The organism is Phaeobacter sp. JH20_29 (genome assembly GCF_048056175.1).
GTDB lineage: Bacteria > Pseudomonadota > Alphaproteobacteria > Rhodobacterales > Rhodobacteraceae > Phaeobacter > Phaeobacter bryozoorum.
In genome coordinates, this window is the sequence record NZ_JAYMWO010000017.1 from 1 (window position 1) to 21,331 (window position 21,331).

At 58.5% G+C, this 21,331-nt stretch carries 35 protein-coding genes; 33 read left to right on the forward strand and 2 right to left on the reverse strand.

Annotated features, from left to right (window positions below; translation table 11 throughout):
• The 12 genes from VWZ85_RS14485 to rplP form a co-directional block, all read left to right on the forward strand.
• Window positions 1-739, forward strand: a 739-nt coding sequence (locus VWZ85_RS14485) for an EF-Tu/IF-2/RF-3 family GTPase (RefSeq protein WP_416595499.1), incomplete at its 5' end; no start/stop codon positions are given.
• Window positions 740-1,018: 279 nt separating this feature from the next.
• Window positions 1,019-2,212, forward strand: coding sequence for a hypothetical protein (locus tag VWZ85_RS14490; protein ID WP_416589393.1), 1,194 nt, complete (start codon window positions 1,019-1,021; stop codon window positions 2,210-2,212).
• A gap of 255 nt (window positions 2,213-2,467) precedes the next feature.
• Window positions 2,468-2,782 carry a 30S ribosomal protein S10 gene (rpsJ, locus tag VWZ85_RS14495; RefSeq protein ID WP_008563081.1) on the forward strand — a complete coding sequence of 105 codons (315 nt, stop codon included), beginning with the start codon at window positions 2,468-2,470 and terminating at the stop codon, window positions 2,780-2,782.
• Between the two features lie 17 nt (window positions 2,783-2,799).
• Window positions 2,800-3,513: a 50S ribosomal protein L3 gene (gene rplC / locus VWZ85_RS14500; RefSeq protein WP_102870588.1), complete on the forward strand. Its 714-nt coding sequence runs from the start codon at window positions 2,800-2,802 to the stop codon at window positions 3,511-3,513.
• Window positions 3,510-4,127, forward strand: coding sequence for a 50S ribosomal protein L4 (gene rplD / locus VWZ85_RS14505; protein WP_340546591.1), 618 nt, complete (start codon window positions 3,510-3,512; stop codon window positions 4,125-4,127). The genes rplC and rplD overlap by 4 nt, the downstream gene beginning before the upstream one ends.
• On the forward strand, window positions 4,124-4,420 hold the full coding sequence (locus tag VWZ85_RS14510; RefSeq protein WP_102849743.1) for a 50S ribosomal protein L23: 297 nt from the start codon (window positions 4,124-4,126) through the stop codon (window positions 4,418-4,420). Before rplD ends, VWZ85_RS14510 begins: the two co-directional genes overlap by 4 nt.
• A 222-nt stretch (window positions 4,421-4,642) precedes the next feature.
• Entirely contained in the window at window positions 4,643-5,179 is a 537-nt protein-coding gene (locus VWZ85_RS14515; RefSeq protein WP_416589394.1) for an excalibur calcium-binding domain-containing protein, read from the forward strand.
• 251 nt (window positions 5,180-5,430) lie between these two features.
• Window positions 5,431-6,273 carry a 50S ribosomal protein L2 gene (gene rplB / locus VWZ85_RS14520; RefSeq protein ID WP_008561157.1) on the forward strand — a complete coding sequence of 281 codons (843 nt, stop codon included), beginning with the start codon at window positions 5,431-5,433 and terminating at the stop codon, window positions 6,271-6,273.
• A 3-nt stretch (window positions 6,274-6,276) separates the two neighbouring features.
• Complete coding sequence (rpsS, locus tag VWZ85_RS14525; protein ID WP_005980699.1) at window positions 6,277-6,555, forward strand: 30S ribosomal protein S19; 279 nt, start codon at window positions 6,277-6,279, stop codon at window positions 6,553-6,555.
• A gap of 3 nt (window positions 6,556-6,558) precedes the next feature.
• Window positions 6,559-6,939, forward strand: a complete 381-nt coding sequence (gene rplV, locus VWZ85_RS14530) for a 50S ribosomal protein L22 (protein ID WP_340546592.1) — start codon at window positions 6,559-6,561, stop codon at window positions 6,937-6,939.
• Window positions 6,939-7,646: a 30S ribosomal protein S3 gene (gene rpsC / locus VWZ85_RS14535; protein ID WP_024095828.1), complete on the forward strand. Its 708-nt coding sequence runs from the start codon at window positions 6,939-6,941 to the stop codon at window positions 7,644-7,646. The genes rplV and rpsC overlap by 1 nt, the downstream gene beginning before the upstream one ends.
• A 12-nt stretch (window positions 7,647-7,658) precedes the next feature.
• Entirely contained in the window at window positions 7,659-8,072 is a 414-nt protein-coding gene (rplP, locus tag VWZ85_RS14540; protein ID WP_008559969.1) for a 50S ribosomal protein L16, read from the forward strand.
• Window positions 8,073-8,192: 120 nt separating this feature from the next.
• On the opposite strand, the gene VWZ85_RS14545 is transcribed toward rplP, so the two are convergent.
• Window positions 8,193-8,660 (reverse strand): DM13 domain-containing protein, encoded by a 468-nt coding sequence (locus VWZ85_RS14545; RefSeq protein WP_416544448.1) that lies wholly within the window; start codon window positions 8,658-8,660, stop codon window positions 8,193-8,195.
• A gap of 124 nt (window positions 8,661-8,784) precedes the next feature.
• On the opposite strand from VWZ85_RS14545, the gene VWZ85_RS14550 reads away from it, so the two are divergent.
• The 14 genes from VWZ85_RS14550 to rpmD all read left to right on the forward strand — a co-directional run bounded on the left by VWZ85_RS14550 (window position 8,785) and on the right by rpmD (window position 14,640).
• Window positions 8,785-9,405: a TIGR02466 family protein gene (locus VWZ85_RS14550; protein ID WP_340546594.1), complete on the forward strand. Its 621-nt coding sequence runs from the start codon at window positions 8,785-8,787 to the stop codon at window positions 9,403-9,405.
• 6 nt (window positions 9,406-9,411) lie between these two features.
• A complete protein-coding gene (locus VWZ85_RS14555; RefSeq protein WP_102849740.1) occupies window positions 9,412-9,636 on the forward strand; it encodes a DUF6552 family protein in 225 nt (74 codons plus the stop codon).
• 53 nt (window positions 9,637-9,689) lie between these two features.
• Window positions 9,690-10,055 carry a hypothetical protein gene (locus VWZ85_RS14560; protein ID WP_416589395.1) on the forward strand — a complete coding sequence of 122 codons (366 nt, stop codon included), beginning with the start codon at window positions 9,690-9,692 and terminating at the stop codon, window positions 10,053-10,055.
• Between the two features lie 216 nt (window positions 10,056-10,271).
• Window positions 10,272-10,472, forward strand: coding sequence for a 50S ribosomal protein L29 (gene rpmC, locus VWZ85_RS14565; protein WP_014876000.1), 201 nt, complete (start codon window positions 10,272-10,274; stop codon window positions 10,470-10,472).
• A gap of 12 nt (window positions 10,473-10,484) precedes the next feature.
• Entirely contained in the window at window positions 10,485-10,715 is a 231-nt protein-coding gene (gene rpsQ, locus VWZ85_RS14570) for a 30S ribosomal protein S17 (protein ID WP_005621877.1), read from the forward strand.
• 100 nt (window positions 10,716-10,815) lie between these two features.
• Window positions 10,816-11,184 carry a 50S ribosomal protein L14 gene (gene rplN / locus VWZ85_RS14575; protein ID WP_005621870.1) on the forward strand — a complete coding sequence of 123 codons (369 nt, stop codon included), beginning with the start codon at window positions 10,816-10,818 and terminating at the stop codon, window positions 11,182-11,184.
• Window positions 11,185-11,186: 2 nt separating this feature from the next.
• Entirely contained in the window at window positions 11,187-11,498 is a 312-nt protein-coding gene (rplX, locus tag VWZ85_RS14580) for a 50S ribosomal protein L24 (RefSeq protein ID WP_014875998.1), read from the forward strand.
• The gene (gene rplE, locus VWZ85_RS14585) at window positions 11,491-12,054 is read left to right on the forward strand and encodes a 50S ribosomal protein L5 (RefSeq protein WP_340546596.1); all 564 of its coding nucleotides are present in this window, start codon (window positions 11,491-11,493) and stop codon (window positions 12,052-12,054) included. The genes rplX and rplE overlap by 8 nt, the downstream gene beginning before the upstream one ends.
• Window positions 12,055-12,072: 18 nt before the next feature.
• A complete protein-coding gene (gene rpsN, locus VWZ85_RS14590; protein WP_008561382.1) occupies window positions 12,073-12,378 on the forward strand; it encodes a 30S ribosomal protein S14 in 306 nt (101 codons plus the stop codon).
• Between the two features lie 13 nt (window positions 12,379-12,391).
• On the forward strand, window positions 12,392-12,784 hold the full coding sequence (rpsH, locus tag VWZ85_RS14595; RefSeq protein WP_014875996.1) for a 30S ribosomal protein S8: 393 nt from the start codon (window positions 12,392-12,394) through the stop codon (window positions 12,782-12,784).
• A 12-nt stretch (window positions 12,785-12,796) separates the two neighbouring features.
• Window positions 12,797-13,330 (forward strand): 50S ribosomal protein L6, encoded by a 534-nt coding sequence (gene rplF / locus VWZ85_RS14600; RefSeq protein ID WP_340546597.1) that lies wholly within the window; start codon window positions 12,797-12,799, stop codon window positions 13,328-13,330.
• A gap of 11 nt (window positions 13,331-13,341) precedes the next feature.
• Window positions 13,342-13,701, forward strand: coding sequence for a 50S ribosomal protein L18 (gene rplR, locus VWZ85_RS14605; RefSeq protein WP_340546598.1), 360 nt, complete (start codon window positions 13,342-13,344; stop codon window positions 13,699-13,701).
• Window positions 13,702-13,872: 171 nt separating this feature from the next.
• Entirely contained in the window at window positions 13,873-14,439 is a 567-nt protein-coding gene (gene rpsE, locus VWZ85_RS14610) for a 30S ribosomal protein S5 (RefSeq protein ID WP_340546599.1), read from the forward strand.
• A gap of 12 nt (window positions 14,440-14,451) precedes the next feature.
• A complete protein-coding gene (rpmD, locus tag VWZ85_RS14615) occupies window positions 14,452-14,640 on the forward strand; it encodes a 50S ribosomal protein L30 (RefSeq protein ID WP_008559881.1) in 189 nt (62 codons plus the stop codon).
• A 207-nt stretch (window positions 14,641-14,847) separates the two neighbouring features.
• Here the strand turns inward: rpmD and VWZ85_RS14620 are convergent, their stop codons facing one another.
• The gene (locus tag VWZ85_RS14620; RefSeq protein WP_416589396.1) at window positions 14,848-15,066 is read right to left on the reverse strand and encodes a hypothetical protein; all 219 of its coding nucleotides are present in this window, start codon (window positions 15,064-15,066) and stop codon (window positions 14,848-14,850) included.
• A 448-nt stretch (window positions 15,067-15,514) separates the two neighbouring features.
• On the opposite strand from VWZ85_RS14620, the gene VWZ85_RS14625 reads away from it, so the two are divergent.
• The 7 genes from VWZ85_RS14625 (at window position 15,515) to VWZ85_RS14655 (ending at window position 21,227) form a co-directional block, all read left to right on the forward strand.
• Window positions 15,515-15,730, forward strand: a complete 216-nt coding sequence (locus VWZ85_RS14625) for a DUF1127 domain-containing protein (RefSeq protein ID WP_340546600.1) — start codon at window positions 15,515-15,517, stop codon at window positions 15,728-15,730.
• A gap of 660 nt (window positions 15,731-16,390) precedes the next feature.
• Window positions 16,391-16,861: a 50S ribosomal protein L15 gene (gene rplO, locus VWZ85_RS14630; RefSeq protein WP_260089702.1), complete on the forward strand. Its 471-nt coding sequence runs from the start codon at window positions 16,391-16,393 to the stop codon at window positions 16,859-16,861.
• A 110-nt stretch (window positions 16,862-16,971) separates the two neighbouring features.
• Window positions 16,972-18,336, forward strand: a complete 1,365-nt coding sequence (gene secY / locus VWZ85_RS14635) for a preprotein translocase subunit SecY (RefSeq protein WP_340546601.1) — start codon at window positions 16,972-16,974, stop codon at window positions 18,334-18,336.
• Window positions 18,333-18,980 carry an adenylate kinase gene (locus VWZ85_RS14640; protein ID WP_340546602.1) on the forward strand — a complete coding sequence of 216 codons (648 nt, stop codon included), beginning with the start codon at window positions 18,333-18,335 and terminating at the stop codon, window positions 18,978-18,980. The genes secY and VWZ85_RS14640 overlap by 4 nt, the downstream gene beginning before the upstream one ends.
• 339 nt (window positions 18,981-19,319) lie before the next feature.
• Window positions 19,320-19,688, forward strand: coding sequence for a 30S ribosomal protein S13 (gene rpsM, locus VWZ85_RS14645; protein ID WP_340546603.1), 369 nt, complete (start codon window positions 19,320-19,322; stop codon window positions 19,686-19,688).
• Between the two features lie 15 nt (window positions 19,689-19,703).
• On the forward strand, window positions 19,704-20,093 hold the full coding sequence (gene rpsK / locus VWZ85_RS14650; protein WP_014875982.1) for a 30S ribosomal protein S11: 390 nt from the start codon (window positions 19,704-19,706) through the stop codon (window positions 20,091-20,093).
• Window positions 20,094-20,210: 117 nt separating this feature from the next.
• Window positions 20,211-21,227, forward strand: a complete 1,017-nt coding sequence (locus VWZ85_RS14655; protein ID WP_014875981.1) for a DNA-directed RNA polymerase subunit alpha — start codon at window positions 20,211-20,213, stop codon at window positions 21,225-21,227.
• Window positions 21,228-21,331: the final 104 nt, after the last annotated feature.

Sequence of the window (21,331 nt, forward strand, 5' to 3'; positions counted from 1 at the left end):
GATGGAAATCCGCGAACTGCTGTCTTCCTACGACTACCCGGGCGACGATATCCCGATCATCGCAGGGTCCGCTCTGGCGGCGATGGAAGGCCGTGACGACGCGATCGGCGCCGACAAGATCAAAGAACTGATGGCGGCTGTTGACGATTACATCGACACGCCTGAGCGCGCTGTTGACCAGCCGTTCCTGATGCCGATCGAAGACGTGTTCTCGATTTCCGGCCGTGGCACCGTTGTGACCGGTCGTATTGAGCGCGGCGTGATCAACGTTGGCGACTCGATCGAGATCGTTGGTATCCGTGACACCTCCACCACCACCTGTACCGGTGTGGAAATGTTCCGCAAACTCTTGGACCGTGGTGAAGCAGGCGACAACATCGGCGCGCTGCTGCGTGGTGTGGACCGTGACGGCGTTGAGCGTGGTCAGGTTCTGTGTAAGCCGGGTTCCGTGAAGCCGCACACCAAGTTCGAAGCTGAGGCCTATATCCTCACCAAGGAAGAAGGCGGTCGTCACACCCCGTTCTTCGCGAACTACCGTCCGCAGTTCTACTTCCGGACCACCGACGTGACCGGCACCGTGACCCTGCCTGAGGGCACCGAGATGGTTATGCCCGGCGACAACCTGAAGTTCGACGTTGAACTGATCGCGCCGATCGCGATGGAGCAGGGCCTGCGCTTTGCGATCCGCGAAGGCGGCCGCACCGTCGGCGCCGGCGTTGTGTCGAAAATCACCGACTAAGGTCGAGTTTCCACCGGAAACTCTGGCCTGCGGTGACAGGTGGTTTTCGCTAGAAAATCACCGAGCGCCACTCAGGTGAGAAAATAGAAAGGCCGCTCCAACCGGGGCGGCCTTTTTCTATGTGGCGCGAGGCTCTTCGGGAGTCGGTAGCCCTGATGCTGCGCCTTGAATTGCGCCCGCATAGGTGGCTAAGAGGGTGTCAAAATCACGCCATAATAGTTTCACATTCCAAGCGTTTTCCTCCGCCAAGAAAGGGGAAAGCTTTTAGGGAGTCTTTGAATGGGACGTTTAATTTATTTGTTTCTGATCGCCCCTTGGTGGGTATACGCAGCTGCTGCCGCAGGTTTCTTGTATTTGAGTGAGCAAGTTTATCAGAACGAGTTGAAAGAAAAGGCCGATGCCACAGCTGCGTTGGCCCAGCCGATTCCGGGCCGGGTGGATTTGTCTGCTTTTGACAGGCAGAGCGATGTCGGTCTGGCGGACGAGGTTCACATTGGTGGGTGGATCAATACGAATTTCAATTATCGTCTTCGCAAGACCAAGAAAGGCAGCGTCCGCACAGAAGGGTATATGTATGTGCTGCAAGGCGCCGCTGACACTTCGAGCACTAAACAGGTCCGTGCCATTATTTTGATGTCGGAGCGTGAGAAAGCTGATTTCATCAGCCGAATCTCCGAGTTTCAGGTCCCTGGTAAGCTGGACGAGACTGGGCATTCGTACTTTGCGTTCAATGGTGTGAGCACCAATGCAGGATCTTTTTCAGACCTGGTTAACGATGCCTTCAAAGAACAGGGGCTGACGAAGGGCCCGGACTTCATAGTCGTCGAGCCTTTTTGGGAAGGCCGGGAAAAGGGATTGACCTATGCGGGCGATCCTCAAAGGTTGCGCGGGAAGTTGTGGAAGCTTTCCGGCGTTCTGCTTGTACTGGCAGCGATCAAATTCGGATTGGCTCGCCGTAGCAAGCAGCGGCAGAGCGAACGGGACGCTGCCAGTGTCGAACGGGCAATCTTGGCCAGTTCTCCCATCGCCAGTGCTGGCGAGAAAGGTGCCCGGTTTGGCAGGCCGGACCCTGGAGTGTCTCAGCCGAAAACGCTGCGCCAGACTGCAGCAAGAGTGCAGAAAACGTTACCTGAGCGGTCCAGTCCTGAACTGCAGTCCGAGGAAGAAGGGGGGGGCCATGGATTGGCAAAAGCAGGGTTTATGCAGCGATTTACCCAGGCGTCCAGAAAATCCCAGATGATCCTCTTGGGGATGGTTTTTATTCTTCCGTTTTGCGTAATGAAACCCGCCTTTGGAGGGATGGTTCTGCCTGTCGCGTTTATGGTCTACATCTACTGGTCAATTGGCGCGAAGGCTGCGTCATCTGTACGGGAGGCGTTGGAGGAGGTTGGCCTTCTCAAACCCAGAATCTCCCGCTTAGCAAAGCAGGACCCTTTCAGCCGACTGGAAGCCCAAGCAAGGAATTTCCGATAGCGCAAGTCAGGGCGGTTGGCCTGACTGCCCTAACTATCTGGACAAGATGATAATCAAACCCCAAACCCGTCGCCCGCCCCAAACGCAAACGTATCGGTGCGGAACCCCTTGCCACACACGGCTATCAGGCGTATACGGCGCCATCCCGCACTGCGGGGCAAAGGCGGGGTGATTCCCGCCTTTTGGGTTCGATGAGGGTGCGCGGTGGTCGCTTGCCCTCCTCTCAACCCCAACGCCTGAAAAAAAGGCATGACTATGCAAAGCCAAAATATCCGTATCCGGCTGAAGGCATTCGACTTCCGCGTACTGGACGCCAGCACGCAGGAAATCGTGAACACTGCCAAGCGGACCGGCGCGCAGGTGCGCGGCCCGATCCCCCTGCCGAACAAGATTGAGAAATTCACCGTTCTGCGTGGCCCGCACGTTGACAAGAAATCTCGTGACCAGTTCGAGATCCGCACCCACAAGCGGCTCCTGGACATCGTTGATCCGACCCCCCAGACCGTGGACGCGCTGATGAAGCTCGACCTCGCCGCTGGTGTGGACGTCGAAATCAAGCTGCAATCCTAAGATCGGAGGGTAAACATATGCGCTCTGGTATTATCGCAAAGAAAGTCGGCATGACCCGGCTGTTCCTCGAAGACGGCAAGCAGGTTCCTGTGACCGTTCTTCAGCTGGACGGCCTGCAAGTGACCGCACAGCGCACCGAGGAAAAAGACGGCTACACCGCCGTTCAGCTCGGCGCAGGTTCGGCCAAGGTCAAGCGCGTCTCCAAAGCCATGCGCGGCCACTTCGCAGCAGCGAAGGTTGAGCCCAAGCGCAAGCTGGTTGAGTTCCGCGTGCCTGCGGACGCCCTGATCGAAGTGGGCGCGGAAATCTCCGCCGAGCACTTCCTCGAAGGTCAGAAGGTAGACGTGACCGGCACCTCCATCGGTAAAGGTTTTGCCGGTGCGATGAAGCGCTGGAACTTCGGTGGTCTGCGCGCCTCGCACGGTGTGTCGATCTCCCACCGTTCCCACGGTTCGACCGGTCAGTGTCAGGATCCCGGCAAGGTTTTCAAAGGCAAGAAAATGGCCGGCCACATGGGTGCTGCCCGCGTGACCACTCAGAACCTTGAAGTCGTCAAGACCGACGCCGATCGTGGCCTGATCATGATCAAAGGCGCCGTTCCCGGCTCCAAAGGTGGCTGGGTCACCGTCAAAGACGCCGTGAAAAAGAAAGCCCCCGAAGGTCTGCCTTTCCCGGCAGCTCTGAAGTCGGCTGCAGCGGAAGAAGTCTCCGCGGAAGGTGGTGAAGCATGAAACTTGATGTGATCAAACTGGACGGCGGCAAAGCCGGCGACATCGAGCTGGATGCAGAGCTGTTCGGCCTGGAGCCGCGCACCGACATCCTGCACCGTGTGGTGCGCTGGCAGCGTAACAACGCGCAGGCCGGTACCCACAAGGTCAAGACGCGGTCCGAGACCTCCTACTCGACCAAGAAGATCTATCGCCAGAAGGGCACCGGCGGCGCACGCCACGGTGACCGTAATGCGCCGATCTTCCGCAAGGGTGGTGTCTACAAGGGTCCGACCCCGCGTTCGCACGGCCACGAGCTGACCAAGAAATTCCGCAAGCTGGGTCTGCGCCACGCGCTGTCCGCCAAAGCAAAAGCGGGTGAACTGGTCGTTATCGAAAACGCCGATTCCGAAGGCAAGACCGCCGCTCTGGCCAAACAGGTCAAGGACCTGGGCTGGAAGCGCGCGCTGGTCATCGATGGTGCATCCGTGAACGAGGGCTTCGCCCGCGCCGCGCGCAACATCGAAGGTCTGGATATCCTGCCGACAATGGGCGCAAACGTCTATGACATCCTGAAGCGTGACACCCTGGTGCTCACCAAAGCAGGTGTCGAAGCACTGGAGGCTCGCCTGAAATGAGCGCGAAGGCAGAACACTACGACGTGATCCGCAAGCCGATCATCACCGAAAAAGCAACCATGGCATCCGAAACCGGTGCAGTGGTCTTTGAAGTAGCGATCGACTCCAACAAACCCCAGATCAAAGAAGCCGTTGAGGCGCTCTTTGGTGTGAAGGTCAAAGCGGTCAACACCACCATCACCAAGGGTAAGGTCAAGCGTTTCCGCGGCCAGCTGGGCAAGCGTAAAGACGTGAAAAAAGCCTATGTGACCCTGGAAGAAGGCAACACCATCGACGTGTCCACCGGACTCTGAGATCTGCCTTTTTACAAGATTGAGAGGCCCTCGCGGAAGCGGGGGCCTTTTTCGTTGGGGCAGGGGGCAACGAAGGGTAGGGCACGACCTCGGGCGGGGTTGCCTGGCCTGCGGTTGGGCGATCCGGTCCGCTCCGTTTAGCTCAGTCCTGAAAGTTGTTTCGAGGAGTGGTTCGAGTTAAGGAATGTGCGCTATTCAAGTTGCATATTTTAGGACACAGATATGAAATACGTAATTATTGTGGTCGGTCTCGTCGCCGGATGTTCTTCGGCTGTGACTTCACATGTCTACAGCAGTCAGAGAAGCGATACTCTTTGGTACCAGCATAGCTTAGAACGCAATCTCTTGAAACTTGCTCAAATCGAAGCTGAGTTAGGTTCGCGTGGGGAGTACAGTTCCGGGACTTTTAACTTCATAGGTCGACGCACTGCCGAGCTGGTTGGTAGAGAACGGTTTGAAAGATCGTCGTCGGGTGTGCAGCGGCGAAATGATAGGAACTGTGATGATTTTGCCACCGCAGCCGAGGCTCAGAAATTCTTCCTATCGTCTGGCGGGCCGACAGCAGATCCGCACAGATTGGATGGCGATGGTGATGGTTTCGCCTGTGAATGGGGGCGGGAGGTCAAGCGAGCATATCGAAAGTTTCACCATACGCCCAAAGTTCGAGCTTACCGATCAGCTCCACGGTGTTATACGGGCCCTCGCGGCGGGCGCTATACGATATCTGCAGGTGGACGAAAGAACTATGGTGGGTGCTGACAGGTTCGGCTGAACTCCCCCATTGCCACCTCCCCCCGACTCTGCTAAGCCGCAGCAATCCTGACGACCCCGGATTCGCTCCGGGGTTATTACGTTTGTCAGGATGTTCGAACCTGGGGACCTTCGGGGCCCTATAATCTGGCCACCCTAGTAGGGCGTCTCATTGTGGGACAACCGGGCGGGGGGCTTACACATAGCGGGCCCAAAGACAAAAACCTAAGGGTCTGCACGCTAAACGGAAGACAGAAAGCATGGCACTCAAGTCGTATAAGCCGACGACGCCGGGCCAGCGTGGGCTGGTTCTGATCGACCGTTCGGAGCTTTGGAAAGGGCGTCCGGTCAAATCTCTCACTGAGGGTCTGACCAAATCGGGCGGCCGGAACAACACCGGACGGATCACTTCACGTCGTCGTGGCGGCGGCGCAAAGCGTCTCTACCGGATCGTTGACTTCAAACGGAACAAATTTGATGTCGCGGCAACCGTTGAACGGATCGAATATGACCCGAACCGGACCGCATTCATCGCGCTGATCAAATACGAAGACGGCGAGCAGGCCTATATCCTCGCTCCGCAGCGTCTGGCAGTTGGTGACAAGGTGATCGCATCCGCGAAGGCCGACATCAAGCCGGGCAACGCAATGCCGTTCTCGGGCATGCCGATCGGTACCATCGTTCACAACATCGAAATGAAGCCCGGCAAAGGCGGCCAGATCGCCCGTGCAGCCGGTACTTACGCTCAGTTCGTTGGTCGTGATGGTGGCTACGCTCAGATCCGCCTGTCCTCGGGCGAACTGCGCCTGGTTCGTCAGGAATGCATGGCCACCGTTGGTGCGGTCAGCAACCCCGACAACTCGAACCAGAACTTTGGTAAAGCCGGCCGTATGCGCCACAAGGGCAAGCGTCCTTCTGTGCGTGGTGTGGTTATGAACCCGATCGACCACCCGCACGGTGGTGGTGAAGGCCGTACCTCCGGTGGTCGTCACCCGGTGACACCCTGGGGTAAGCCGACCAAAGGCAAGCGTACCCGCAACAAAAACAAAGCGTCGCAAAAGCTTATCATCCGCTCGCGCCACGCCAAGAAGAAGGGACGTTAACATATGTCTCGCTCTGTATGGAAAGGCCCCTTTGTCGATGCTTACGTGCTGAAAAAAGCCGAAGCAGCGCGCGAGTCGGGCCGCAATGAAGTCATCAAGATCTGGTCGCGCCGCTCGACGATCCTGCCCCAGTTCGTGGGCCTGACGTTTGGCGTTTACAACGGTCAGAAGCACATCCCCGTCAACGTCTCGGAAGACATGATCGGTCAGAAGTTCGGTGAATATTCGCCGACACGGACCTACTACGGTCATGCTGCGGACAAAAAAGCGAAGCGGAAGTAAGTCATGGGCAAGGCAAAAAATCCCCGCCGCGTGGCAGACAACGAAGCAATGGCAAAACTGCGCATGCTCCGTACCTCCCCGCAGAAACTGAACCTCGTCGCCGCTATGATCCGTGGCAAGAAAGTTGAGAAGGCTCTGACCGACCTGACTTTCTCCAACAAGCGGGTCGCACAGGACGTGAAGAAATGCCTTCAGTCCGCCATCGCGAACGCCGAGAACAACCATAACCTGGACGTCGATGAACTGATCGTTGCCGAGGCTTATGTGGGTAAGAACCTGACCATGAAACGCGGCCGTCCTCGTGCCCGTGGCCGGTTTGGCAAAATCCTCAAGCCGTTTTCGGAGATCACCATCAAGGTGCGTCAAGTTGAGGAGCAAGCCTAATGGGACATAAAGTCAATCCGGTCGGCATGCGCCTTCAGGTCAACCGCACCTGGGACAGCCGTTGGTACGCCGACACCAAAGACTATGGTGATCTGCTGCTGGAAGACCTGCGCATCCGTGATTTCATCAAGGAAGAGTGCAAGCAGGCAGGCATCGCCCGCGTGATCATCGAACGCCCCCACAAGAAGTGCCGTGTGACCATTCACACCGCACGTCCGGGCGTGATCATCGGTAAAAAAGGTGCTGACATCGAAGTGCTGCGCAAGAAGCTCGCCTCGATGACAGACTCGGAACTGCACCTCAACATCGTTGAAGTCCGCAAGCCCGAGCTCGACGCACAGCTGGTTGGCGAGTCCATCGCTCAGCAGCTGGAACGTCGTGTGTCCTTCCGTCGCGCGATGAAGCGTGCCGTGCAGAACGCCATGCGTATGGGCGCCCTGGGTATCCGGGTGAACGTTGCAGGTCGTCTGGGTGGTGCTGAAATCGCACGGACCGAATGGTACCGTGAAGGTCGTGTGCCGCTGCACACGCTGCGCGCCGACATCGATTACGCTCACTCCGAAGCCATGACCCCGTACGGGATCATCGGGATCAAAGTCTGGATCTTCAAAGGCGAGATCATGGAACACGATCCTCAGGCGCGTGACCGTAAAGCACAGGAACTCCAGGACGGTCCGGCACCTCGCGGTGCAGGCGGTCGTCGCTAAGGAGGAGATGACATGCTTCAACCAAAGCGTACTAAATTCCGCAAAATGCACAAAGGCCGGATTTCCGGCGAAGCAAAAGGCGGTTCGGACCTGAACTTCGGCACCTATGGCCTGAAGGCAACCACTCCTGAGCGTGTTACCGCGCGTCAGATTGAGGCTGCTCGTCGTGCCATGACCCGCCACATGAAGCGTCAGGGTCGTGTCTGGATCCGCATCTTCCCGGATACCCCGGTAACCTCCAAGCCCGTCGAAGTTCGTATGGGTAAAGGTAAGGGCTCCGTGGATTACTGGGCATGCAAAGTGAAGCCCGGTCGCGTGATGTTCGAGATCGACGGCGTCAATGACGACATCGCACGCGAGGCCCTGCGCCTGGCCGCGATGAAGCTGCCGGTCAAGACCCGCGTCGTAGTTCGCGAAGACTGGTAAGCGGCGGCGCTCTTGCGCATCCGATGAAAAACAAAAAGCCCCCGCCGAGCGATCGGTGGGGGTTTTCTTATGTGCCTTCGGCGTAGAATGATTTGTCCGCCCCGGCGGCGGGCGGTCAGGCTAGCGATATTTTGCGGCGGTGATGAACTCTCCGAAGGCCTCACACCAGATCACCACGGTGGTGTAATCCTCGATGTTGATCCCTTCGGGGATGGGCAGGATCAGCCCGTCGAACATCTTCACATCGCCAATCCGCGCCGACGCGGCCTTGATCGCCTCGAACCCGGCCTCATCCTCAACAAACTCTGGCGTCAGGTAGAGTTTGTAGTCCGGGCCTGGTGCCAGCTCGCCCATATGGGTGATCTGCTGCGGCGACAGGCTGATGCTGCCGGTGCCCCAATGCAGGAAATCGCTGCCGGCCAGATCGCGGCTGAAACTGCCGGTAAAGCGTGCTCCCTTGGCGCTTTCGCTCAGGGTTGCGGCATCCGGGCTCTGCGGCGCGGTCAGGATCGGCAACATGTAGATTCCCAAAGCAAATCCGAACGCCAGCGCGATCCCATGGCTCAGCAGTCTCAATATCCAGCGCATGTTCTGCTCCTCATCCTGGGTGAGGCCAGCTTATGGGCGGGCGCGGTGAAAAGGGAAGGGGGCAGACCTATCTTGTCCGGCAAAGCATCTCGTACTCACCCTGATGTTGCGCTAAAGGACAGATATGGCACAGATAGATTCCCTCTTTGTAACCCGTCTCTACCGCGCAGCCCTGTCCGAACACGGACCAAAGGTTGATGCCGGTGAACTTGAAAACTCCTGCTTCGTGATCGCTCAGGACGATGAAGCCGGTCAGGATTGGTGCGAGGAGAACGGCTATCCCGGCTATACCTCCTATGCCTCGCTGACCGATCTGCCGTGGCGCTTCCCGATTTTTGCCGATCTGGTGAAGTCGCTTGATCTGCATGTCGCGGCCTTTGCCAAGGATCTGCAACTGGATCTGGACGGACGTGCGTTGGTTCTGGAGGATCTCTGGATCAACATCCTGCCCGAGGGCGGCACCCACGCCAGCCACATCCACCCTCATTCGGTGATCTCCGGCACGACCTATGTGTCGATGCCCGAAGGCGCGAGCGCGCTGAAGCTGGAGGACCCGCGCCACGCCATGATGATGGCGCATCCCCCGCGCATGAAGGACTGCCGTCAGGAGCTGAAGACATTTGTCTACCAGTCGCCCGCCGTCGGGGATGTGCTGCTGTGGGAAAGCTTCATCCGCCACGAGGTGCCGATGAACATGGCCGAAGACGAGCGTGTCTCGGTGAGCTTTAACTACCGCTGGGAGTGATCAGACGTGAAGACCGTTGATATCGTTAAATGGGTTGCGACCGCTATTCAGCTGGTTGGCTATGGAATGACCGGTCTCAATATGACGCCGTGGAACGTTTACTTTTTCTTCGCCGGTATCTTCCTGTGGTTTGCCGTTGGCGCGATGTGGAAAGATAAGGCGATTATGGTGGTACATGTGGGGGCGTTTATCTCGCTGATGATTGGGCATCTTAACGCGCCTCCAGTTTAAGGGGCGGCTTCCAGCGGATGCATCCCAAGATGTGTCGACACTAGGTACGCAGCATGTACGATCACGCGGCAATCGAGCTTCTTGCCGGCGAGCAAGTCGTTCACGCCACTCACGCCCGCATTGCGCTAACGCTGACTGAGGTGATCGTCATTGTGCTCTGCGCGCCACTGGCTCTAGTGATCTGGCAGTTCATCCATCGTGCCTTTCGCTCGGTCACCTACATCATCACCACACAGCGCGTGCTGATTGTCGAAAAGCAAGGCATTGCCGATCAGATCCGCATTCAGGATATCCAGCGAGTTCGGGCGAGGCGGCACGCGATGATGATTTCTGGAATGGGGAAACGCCTGTGGCTTGCGCGGCTCCAAAGCGGGTGGCAATTTGACACGATCTTAACGCGGGTTCGCGAGCTGCGCTAAGGGGCGCGACCGGGTGCCAAAGGGTGTCGCAAACTTCACCCTTGCCCCGACCGTCTACCTCCTGTAAGTGGACCCATCGCCTGACCCCTGTCCCGCGTGGATCTGGGGCTGGTGATTCTTTTTGCCGCGTCTTTCGGCGCGGTGTGACATAACCCACCAGGTTCAAAGGTGACCCATCTCGGGGCCTTCTGGTGCTTAGGACAAGGAACAAAGGCGATGAACGCCAATGATCTGCGCGAGAAAACCGTGGATGAACTCCGCGATACCCTCGCATCCCTGAAAAAAGAGAGCTTCAACCTGCGTTTTCAGCAGGCAACCGGTCAGCTGGAATCGACCGCAGGCATCAAGGCGGCCCGCCGCAATGCTGCACGCGTCAAAACCATCCTGAACGAAAAAGCTGCTGCTGCAGCTGAATAAGGAGCTTCTCGAATGCCCAAACGTATCCTGCAAGGCGTTGTGACCTCCGACGCTAACGCACAGACCGTCACCGTTTCCGTTGAGCGCCGCTTTACGCATCCGGTTCTGAAGAAAACCATCCGTAAGTCCAAGAAGTACCGGGCTCACGATGAAAAGAACGCTTTCAAGGTCGGCGATTCCGTACGCATCATCGAGTGCGCGCCGAAATCGAAAACGAAACGCTGGGAAGTTCTGGAAGCCTAAGAGTCTCATCTCGAGACTCCTGGCGACTAGACTTAACAGTTAGTCGAAACCCTGGGGGATTACGCCACGCATCGGCGCCCCAAAGGTCGGGAGAAACCACATGATCCAGATGCAAACAAACCTGGATGTTGCTGACAACTCCGGCGCTCGCCGAGTTCAGTGCATCAAGGTTCTGGGTGGTTCCAAGCGTAAGTACGCATCCGTTGGCGACATCATTGTCGTCTCGGTCAAGGAAGCCATCCCGCGCGGCCGCGTGAAAAAAGGGGACGTCCGCAAGGCCGTCGTCGTACGCACCGCCAAAGAGGTCCGTCGTGAAGACGGTACCGCAATCCGTTTTGACCGCAATGCAGCTGTCATCCTGAACAACAACAACGAGCCCGTAGGTACCCGTATCTTTGGCCCGGTTGTTCGTGAGCTGCGCGCGAAAAACTTCATGAAGATCATCTCGCTCGCTCCGGAGGTGCTGTAATCATGGCTGCTAAACTCCGCAAAGGCGACAAGGTCGTCGTGCTGGCCGGCAAGGACAAGGGCAAAGAAGGCACCATCGCCTCCGTTGACCCCAAAGCCGGCAAAGCCATCGTTGACGGTGTGAACATGGCAATCCGCCACACACGTCAGACCCAGTCTGACCAGGGTGGCCGTCTGCCCAAGGCACTGCCCATCCAGCTGTCGAACCTGGCCCTGCTGGACGCAAACGGCAAAGCAACCCGCGTTGGCTTCCGTATGGAAGGTGACAAGAAAGTGCGCTTCGCCAAAACCACGGGGGACGTGATTGATGCTTGATAACGCAACCTATACCCCGCGTCTGAAGGCTCTCTACAAGGAAACCATCCGTGGCGCCCTGAAAGAAGAGTTCGGCTACAAGAACGACATGATGATCCCCAAGCTGGACAAAATCGTTCTGAACATCGGCTGCGGCCGTGCTGCCGTCAAAGACAGCAAGAAAGCCAAGTCTGCTCAGGCTGATCTGACCGCAATCGCGGGCCAGAAGGCACTGACCACAGTGGCAAAGAACTCCATCGCCGGCTTCCGCGTTCGCGAAGGCATGCCGATGGGCGCAAAGGTGACTCTGCGCGGCGACCGGATGTACGAATTCCTCGACCGTCTGACCACCATCGCGATGCCCCGTATCCGCGACTTCCGCGGCGTGTCGGGCACGTCTTTTGACGGCCGTGGCAACTATGCCATGGGTCTGAAAGAGCACATGGTCTTCCCTGAGATCGACTTCGACAAGATCGACGAAGCTTGGGGTATGGACATCGTGATTGCCACCACCGCGAATACCGACGCGGAAGCAAAGGCGCTGTTGAAAGCTTTCAACATGCCCTTCAATAGCTAAGCGCGGGAAGGAAGAGACATGGCTAAGAAAAGCATGATCGAACGCGAGAAGAAGCGCGAACGCCTGGTGGCAAAATACGCCGCGAAGCGTGCCGAGCTGAAAGAAATCGCAAACGACGAATCTCGCCCGATGGAAGAGCGCTTCAAGGCGCGCCTCGACCTGGCGAAACTGCCGCGTAACTCGTCGGCAACCCGTCTGCACAACCGCTGCCAGCTGACCGGCCGTCCTCACGCTTACTACCGTAAGCTGAAGATCAGCCGTATCGCACTGCGGGAACTGGGCTCGAATGGCCAGATCCCCGGCATGGTGAAATCGAGCTGGTAAGGGAGAGACTGATATGAACGATCCTATCGGCGATATGCTCACCCGTATCCGTAACTCGCAAATGCGCGGCAAATCCACTGTCATGACACCGGCTTCCAAGCTGCGTGCATGGGTTCTGGATGTGCTGAAGCAAGAGGGTTACATCCGCGGTTATGAGTCTGCGACTGATGCAAAGGGCCACCCGGCTCTGGAAATCAGCCTGAAATACTTCGATGGCGAACCTGTCATTCGTGAACTGAAGCGGGTCTCCAAACCCGGTCGTCGCGTTTACATGGGCGTCAATGACATCCCGTCGGTCCGTCAGGGCCTGGGTGTGTCGATTGTCTCCACCCCCAAGGGTGTGATGTCGGACGCAAGCGCACGCGCAGCCAACGTTGGCGGCGAAGTGCTCTGCACCGTCTTCTAAGGAGGCCCCACGATGTCCCGTATTGGTAAAAAACCGGTCGAACTTCCCAGCGGCGTAACTGCTTCTGTGTCCGGCCAGACCATCGAAGTCAAAGGCCCGAAAGGCGCCCGCAGCTTCACCGCGACCGACGACGTCACCCTGACTGTTGATGACAATGTCATCAAAGTGGATCCCCGCGGCAAATCCAAGCGCGCGCGCCAGCAGTGGGGCATGTCCCGCACCATGGTCGCGAACCTGGTTGCAGGCGTGACCACCGGCTTCAAAAAAGAGCTGGAGATCCAGGGTGTGGGTTACCGGGCTCAGATGCAGGGCAACACCCTGAAGCTGAACCTGGGCTACAGCCACGACGTTGATTTCACTGCCCCGGAAGGTGTCACCATCACCGCACCGAAGCAGACCGAAATCGTTGTCGAAGGTAATGATCAACAACTCGTTGGCGAAGTTGCGGCCAAAATCCGCGACTGGCGTCGTCCCGAGCCCTACAAGGGCAAAGGCATTCGCTACAAAGGCGAGTTTATCTTCCGCAAGGAAGGCAAGAAGAAGTAAGGACCAGCAAAATGGCAAACAGCAAACGTACCCTGTTTCTGAAGCGCCGGCTGCGCGTCCGGAACAAGCTTCGCAAGGTCAACGCAGGCCGTCCGCGCCTGTCCGTACACCGTTCGAACAAGAACATCTCTGTTCAGCTGATCGACGACGTACGCGGTGTGACCCTCGCTTCGGCATCGACCCTGGAAAAAGACCTGGGTCACGTTGGCAAGAACAACGTCGAAGCAGCTACCAAAGTGGGTTCGGTTATCGCCGAGCGCGCCAAGGCGGCTGGCGTCACCGAGGCCTATTTCGATCGTGGCGGCTTCCTGTTTCACGGCAAGGTGAAGGCTCTGGCCGACGCTGCGCGTGAAGGCGGCCTGAAGATCTAAGGATCTGTGCGCCTCGGTTCCGGCAGTCGTCGGGTCCGGGGCATACACCCAAAGTCAAAGTGGGTGGCGTTCGCGCCATCCCGATGATCCGGGGGCGGGCCGATCCGGTCCTAACCCACCTGGATTGAGTTCAAGTCAGGCGCTTGTCGTCAGAATGAAAAGGATTGCCTCATGGCAGAACGTGAAAATCGCCGTGGCCGTGGCCGCCGCGAAGAAGAAACCCCGGAATTCGCCGACCGTCTGGTCGCGATCAACCGGGTGTCGAAAACCGTAAAAGGTGGTAAGCGCTTCGGCTTCGCCGCTCTGGTGGTTGTTGGCGATCAGAAAGGCCGCGTCGGCTTTGGTAAAGGTAAAGCGAAAGAGGTCCCCGAGGCCATTCGTAAAGCCACCGAGCAGGCCAAGCGTCAGATGATCCGCGTGCAGCTGAAAGAAGGCCGCACCCTGCATCACGACATGCACGGCCGTCACGGCGCAGGCAAAGTTGTCATGCGCACCGCACCGGAAGGTACCGGTATCATCGCAGGTGGTCCGATGCGTGCCGTCTTCGAAATGCTCGGCGTCAAAGACGTTGTTTCGAAGTCGATCGGTTCGCAGAACCCCTACAACATGATCCGCGCCACCATCGACGGTCTGAAAAAAGAGCAGTCGCCCCGTTCGGTTGCTCAGCGTCGTGGCAAAAAAGTCGCCGACATCCTGCCCAAGCGGGATGAAGCCCCTGCTGCTGAAGCAGAAGCGTAAGGAGACGGACACATGGCAAAAACCATCGTCGTTAAGCAGATCGGCTCCCCGATCCGCCGCCCCGCAGACCAGCGCGCAACCCTCGTTGGCCTGGGCCTGAACAAGATGCACAAGACCCGCGAACTGGAAGATACCCCTTCCGTACGTGGTATGGTCAACAAGATCCCGCATCTGGTTGAGATCATCGAAGAGCGCGACTAAGCGCTCTCTCGTATGAGCCAAACAAAAGAAAGCGCCCCGATTTCGGGGCGCTTTTTTGTTGCAGAGATCAATTTGGGAGGAGGGGGTATCTATCTGATCCGCCGGGAGAGAGGCCCCCGGCCATCTGGACTGTCGGTTTTCAACATCAGCGATGATCACCGGATCCGCGATGGCACAGACTAGGGGCGGCCAGCGGTGGTCGGTAGATCAGCCGAAGTAGGTGCTGGCGTCGTAGTAGGGCAGATCAGGGGCGGTTTCAGCCGCGTCCCGGCGGTCGATGATGGCCTGCAGCAGGCGGGTCGCCAGCTCGGCAGTCAGAGGGTAGAGAACCAGCAGCGCCACCACGGTGGTGGAGAGGCCGATAAAGCCGGTTGCGATTGCGGTGACGGTTGCGCTTGCGCCGATGAGAGTGCTGAAGAGTGCCATGATCGTGTTCCTTGATGCTGATGATTTCCTTGTCCTCAATGTGCCATTTGCCTCAAATTGCATCAATCACACGAAAGGATAGTTCGCGGCTCCGGAGGCTAGCCCAGGCATCCCTAGGGTGACGGAAAACGCCGTTGGAGCGCGGAAATACCGGTATCTGCGGTGGTGGGGCGCAATCGCGCCAGCATCCGGCCTGCCGCGCCCCCTCCAGATCAGCCTTGCGCCGAACCTCCACGATTCCCACGGCCGCAACGGCTGCGCGCCATCCGGCCCAGACCGGACGCCGGAGATTAATATCTCAGTCATCTCCTATGCTTGGCGTGCATAGCGGGCAGTCCGACCTGTCAGTTGTTTGCGCAAACATTTCCACCTATCTCTCGGGTGTCACTGAAACAGACATAACTGAGACCACCCGGAAATTCGTCCGGTCAGATAAAGGATCAACATTATGGCACATGTCATCAACACCACCGACACCGGCTTTAACCTCGCAGCGCGCCTGCGTGGCTTCGCAGAAGAGGTCAAGGACAGCTGGGCCCGTCGCGCCGAATACAAACGCACCTTCGCCGAGCTGGACGGCCTGTCCAACCGCGACCTGGCGGACATCGGCGTGCGCCGCTGCGACATTCCGCAAATCGCCCACGCGCAGGCCTACGGCCAGTAAGGCGAGAGCCGCAACAGATTGTCATCCGGCGGGGACCGCAACGACGGCTCCCCCCGGATCGACCCAAGCTCCAGACCGTCTCTTTCTCCTCCCTCAGGGGTCGGGCTGGACACGCCTCCGCGCTGCGGGGGCGTTTTTGGTTTCTGGCGCGACGATGCCGATGGCCGACCCGTTGCCAGCCAGTCGCTGGCCGTTGCCACCCCGGCGCGCGCCCGCTCCATGATCCGTTTACGCGCCCGTGGCATTCTGCACAGGATCGCGATCCCCGCCGGGCCTGACACCCCCGGCACCCATGACCAGGGCCCCGGTGTGGCAACCGGGGAGCTTGATAATATTATTTCGCACGGGAGAGATCCCGTCCCACATCCCCCGGCGGCGCCGCCACCCTTTATGGTCGGCCACAGACGCAACGGACACCGCAACAGACCTGAAATAGCAGCCACCGACAGGGCAGGGGCCCTGGCGGTCCTTGGTGCTTGGCAGCTGCCATGATCCGCTTTGGAACCCGGTGTCTGCCGCATATGGACTGAACCCTTGATCCGGCGCGGTATCGGGTCTATACGCCCCCGGTGGTCCTCTGGACGACAGAATCAGAAAACCAAGAAACGCCGTGTTTGCCCTAATCCGCTTCGGGGGCAGTTCCGGCAAAGGAGAAGCGATATGAAACTCAATGAACTGCGCGACAATCCCGGCGCCGCCAAGAAACGCACCCGCGTTGCACGTGGTCCGGGTTCCGGCAAAGGTAAAATGGGTGGCCGTGGTATCAAAGGTCAGAAATCCCGTTCGGGTGTTTCGATCAATGGCTACGAAGGCGGCCAGATGCCCCTCTACCAGCGTCTGCCCAAGCGCGGCTTCAACAAGCCGAACCGCAAGTCCTACGCTGTTGTGAACCTGGGCCTGATCCAGAAATTCATCGACGAAGGCAAGCTGGAAGCCGGTTCCATCACCGAAGACACCCTGATCTCGTCGGGTCTGGTACGTCGTAAGCTGGACGGTATCCGCGTTCTGGCAAAGGGTGACTTCACCGCCAAGGCAACCATCGCTGTGACCGGCGCCTCCAAGGCCGCCGTAGACGCAGTCGCAAAGGCCGGTGGCGCCCTGACCGTGGCAAACACTGCCGCAGCTGAGTAACAGCTTGTGAGCGGCGCCGATGCCGCTTACATAGACTTCAGTTTTCCATTAACGCCGCCCGAGCCGGAAAACGGCCCTGGGCGGCGTTTTCGCAAGAAGAGACCTTTTTTATGGTATCAGCAGCAGAACAAATGGCGGCGAACACCAGCTGGGCCGCTCTTGGCAAAGCCACGGATCTGCGCAACCGTATCCTGTTTACGCTCGGGCTTTTGATTGTCTATCGCCTGGGCACCTATATTCCCGTTCCGGGGATTGATGCGGATGCACTGCGCCAGTTCATGACCTCGGCAGGGCAGGGCATCGGGGGCATGGTGTCCATGTTCACCGGCGGCGCGCTTGGCCGTATGGGCATCTTTGCACTTGGCATCATGCCCTATATTTCGGCGTCGATCATTGTGCAGCTGCTGACCTCGATGGTCCCGGCGCTCGAACAGCTCAAGAAAGAGGGCGAGCAGGGCCGCAAGAAGATCAACCAATACACCCGCTACGGCACCGTGCTTCTGGCGACAGCGCAGGCCTATGGTCTGGCGGTCTCGCTCGAATCGGGGGATCTGGCGACCGATCCGGGGCTCTATTTCCGCCTCGCCTGCATGATCACCCTGGTGGGTGGCACCATGTTCCTGATGTGGCTGGGCGAGCAGATCACCCAGCGCGGCATCGGCAATGGTATCTCCCTGATCATCTTCGTTGGCATCATCGCCGAAGTGCCCGCCGCGATTGCCCAGTTCCTGGCCTCCGGCCGCTCCGGTGCGATCAGCCCGGCGGTGATCATCGCGGTGATCGTGATGATGATCGCCATCATCATGTTCGTGGTGTTCATGGAGCGCGCCCTGCGCAAGATCCATATCCAGTACCCGCGCCGTCAGGTCGGCATGAAGGTCTATGACGGTGGCTCCAGCCACCTGCCGGTCAAGGTGAACCCCGCAGGCGTGATCCCGGCGATCTTTGCGTCCTCGCTGCTGCTGCTGCCGGTGACCATCTCGACCTTCTCCGCAGGCAGCACCTCCGGCCCGATCATGTCCTGGCTGCTGGCCAACTTCGGCCCCGGTCAGCCGCTCTACCTGCTGTTCTTTGTCGGTATGATCGTGTTCTTCGCCTATTTCTACACCTTCAACGTGTCCTTCAAACCCGATGAGGTCGCGACCAACCTGAAGAATCAGAACGGCTTTGTTCCCGGTATCCGTCCCGGCAAGAAAACCGCCGAATACCTCGAATATGTGGTCAATCGCGTGCTGGTTCTGGGTTCGGCCTATCTCGCGGCTGTCTGTCTGCTGCCGGAAATCCTGCGTGGTCAGCTTGCAATCCCGGTTTACTTTGGCGGCACCTCCGTGTTGATTGTGGTTTCTGTTGTGATGGACACCATTCAACAGGCACAAAGCCACCTGCTTGCGCACCAATACGAAGGTCTCATTGAAAAGAGCCAGCTGCGCGGCCGCAATAAGAAACGGACACGACGGGGACCTGCACGCCGATGAGCAATATTATCCTTCTGGGCCCGCCCGGCGCGGGCAAGGGAACACAAGCACGCTACCTGGTTGAATCGCGCAATATGGTTCAGCTCAGCACCGGCGACATGCTGCGCGATGCGCAGGCGTCGGGCAGCGAAATGGGCAAGCGGGTTGCCGCTGTGATTGCCCGCGGCGAGCTGGTGACTGACCGTATCGTGATTGGGCTCATTCGCGAAAAGATCGAAGAAGGAGCCGAGGGCGGCTTTATCTTCGACGGTTTCCCGCGGACGCTGGCGCAGGCGGATGCGCTGGCCGAACTGCTGAGCGAAACCGGCCAGAAGCTGGACGCGGTGATCGAGATGCAGGTGGATGACGCCGCGCTGGTTGCCCGCATCACCGGTCGTTCGACCTGTGGCGATTGCGGTGAAGTCTATCACGACGAGACCAAGCCCTGGCCTGCCGATGGCAAATGCGCCAACTGCGGCGGCACCTCGCAGAAACGTCGCCCCGACGACAATGAGGAAAGCCTGCGCACCCGGCTGATGGAATACTACAAGAAGACCTCGCCGCTGATCGGCTACTACTACGCCAAGGGCAACCTTCAGCGTCTCGACGGTCTGGCCTCCATCGAAGAGGTTCGCAAGAATCTCGGCTGGATCATGGGCGACTGAACCACGGCCTCTCCAGCACTGATAGATCATCGCCCCGCGCCTTTCTGGCCGGGGCGTTTTTGTTGCGGGGGAGGGCAATATGCAGATAAAACGTCACAAATGCTGCCGTTGACGGTTGACCTTGCGGGAAACTTCGGTCCCAGTCTTGTCGATGGGTTGACCATAGCACGATTTCCACATACGGAAGCCCATCCCTTCTGGGAATCATCACAGGTGCGCGCAATTTTTGCCTGCCCTGACCACCTCGAAATGCTGGACCCACGGGCGACACTGCCAAGGTCAAGCGTTGTGAAAAAAGGTTCCGGCGCTACGGAACCGCAACGAAAAGGAAAGTGACACGTGGCACGTATTGCCGGCGTAAACATCCCGACTGCAAAGCGGGTACCTATCGCCCTTACCTATATCACCGGCATTGGCACGACCTCTGCTCAAGCCATCTGCGAAGCCGTAGGCATCGACGCAACCCGTCGTGTGAACGAGCTGTCCGACGCTGAAGTTCTGGCCGTGCGTGAGCACATCGACGCCAACTACACCGTCGAAGGCGACCTGCGCCGTGAAGTTCAGATGAACATCAAGCGTCTGATGGACCTGGGCTGCTACCGCGGTCTGCGCCATCGTCGTAACCTGCCCGTTCGCGGTCAGCGTACCCACACCAACGCTCGTACTCGCAAAGGCCCCGCAAAGGCCATTGCTGGTAAGAAGAAATAAGGGAGGGTTTGATCAATGGCACGCGATAAGACTCGTACCAAGCGCAAAGAGCGCAAGAACATCGCCTCCGGCGTTGCACATGTGAACTCCTCGTTCAACAACACCAAGATCCTGATCTCGGACGTGCAAGGCAATGCGATTTCCTGGTCCTCCGCAGGCACCATGGGCTTCAAAGGGTCGCGTAAATCGACTCCTTATGCCGCTCAGATGGCTGCTGAAGATGCAGGCAAAAAAGCGCAGGAACACGGCGTTAAAACTCTGGAAGTCGAAGTTCAGGGCCCCGGTTCGGGCCGTGAATCCGCACTGCGCGCCCTGGCCGCAGTGGGCTTCAACATCACCTCGATCCGTGATGTGACCCCGATCGCGCACAACGGCTGCCGCCCGCCGAAGCGCCGCCGCGTCTAAGCGATACTGATTTTTTGCTGGGGCTTTGCGATTTCTGCAAGGCCCCAGTACGCCATTTGAAACCTCGGGCGTCTGTACCTTTCGGACATGAGGTACGGACAGGAATGGAGGGACCGCATGATCCACAAGAATTGGGCTGAACTGATCAAGCCGACTCAGCTTGACGTGAAGCCGGGCAATGATCCCGCACGCCAGGCCACCGTTGTGGCTGAACCGCTGGAACGCGGCTTTGGCCTGACACTGGGCAACGCGCTGCGCCGCGTTCTGATGAGCTCGCTGCAAGGCGCCGCCATCACCTCCGTGCAGATCGACAATGTTCTGCATGAATTCTCCAGCGTCGCCGGCGTTCGCGAAGATGTCACCGACATCATCCTGAACCTCAAAGGCGTGTCGCTGCGCATGGAAGTCGAAGGCCCCAAGCGCCTGTCGATCAATGCCAAAGGCCCCGCAGTTGTCACCGCCGGTGACATCTCCGAATCCGCTGGCATCGAAGTGCTGAACCGTGAGCACGTGATCTGCCACCTCGATGATGGTGCCGATCTGTTCATGGAACTGACCGTCAACACCGGCAAGGGCTATGTCTCTGCTGACAAGAACAAGCCCGAAGATGCGCCCATCGGTCTGATCCCGATCGACGCCATCTACTCGCCGGTCAAGAAGGTCTCCTATGACGTTCAGCCGACCCGTGAAGGTCAGGTTCTGGACTATGACAAGCTGACCATGAAGATCGAAACCGATGGCTCCATCACGCCCGACGACGCGGTCGCCTATGCGGCCCGTATCGTGCAGGATCAGCTGTCGATCTTCGTCAACTTCGACGAGCCGGAATCGGCAAACCGTCAGGACGACGACGACGGTCTCGAGTTCAACCCGCTTCTGCTGAAGAAAGTGGACGAACTGGAACTGTCTGTCCGGTCTGCAAACTGCCTGAAGAACGACAACATCGTCTACATCGGCGATCTCATCCAGAAGACCGAAGCAGAAATGCTGCGCACGCCGAACTTCGGCCGCAAGTCGCTGAACGAGATCAAAGAAGTGCTGTCGGGCATGGGTCTGCACCTTGGCATGGATGTCGAGGACTGGCCGCCGGACAACATCGAAGATCTGGCCAAGAAGTTCGAAGACAGCTTCTAAGAGATTGGGCGGCCTCTAGGGCCGCCCGAAATGCCCCGGTTGCGGGGGAAGACCCGGGCATCTGCCCCAAGGTGAGCGGCTGACACGCATCAGCCGCCTGACAA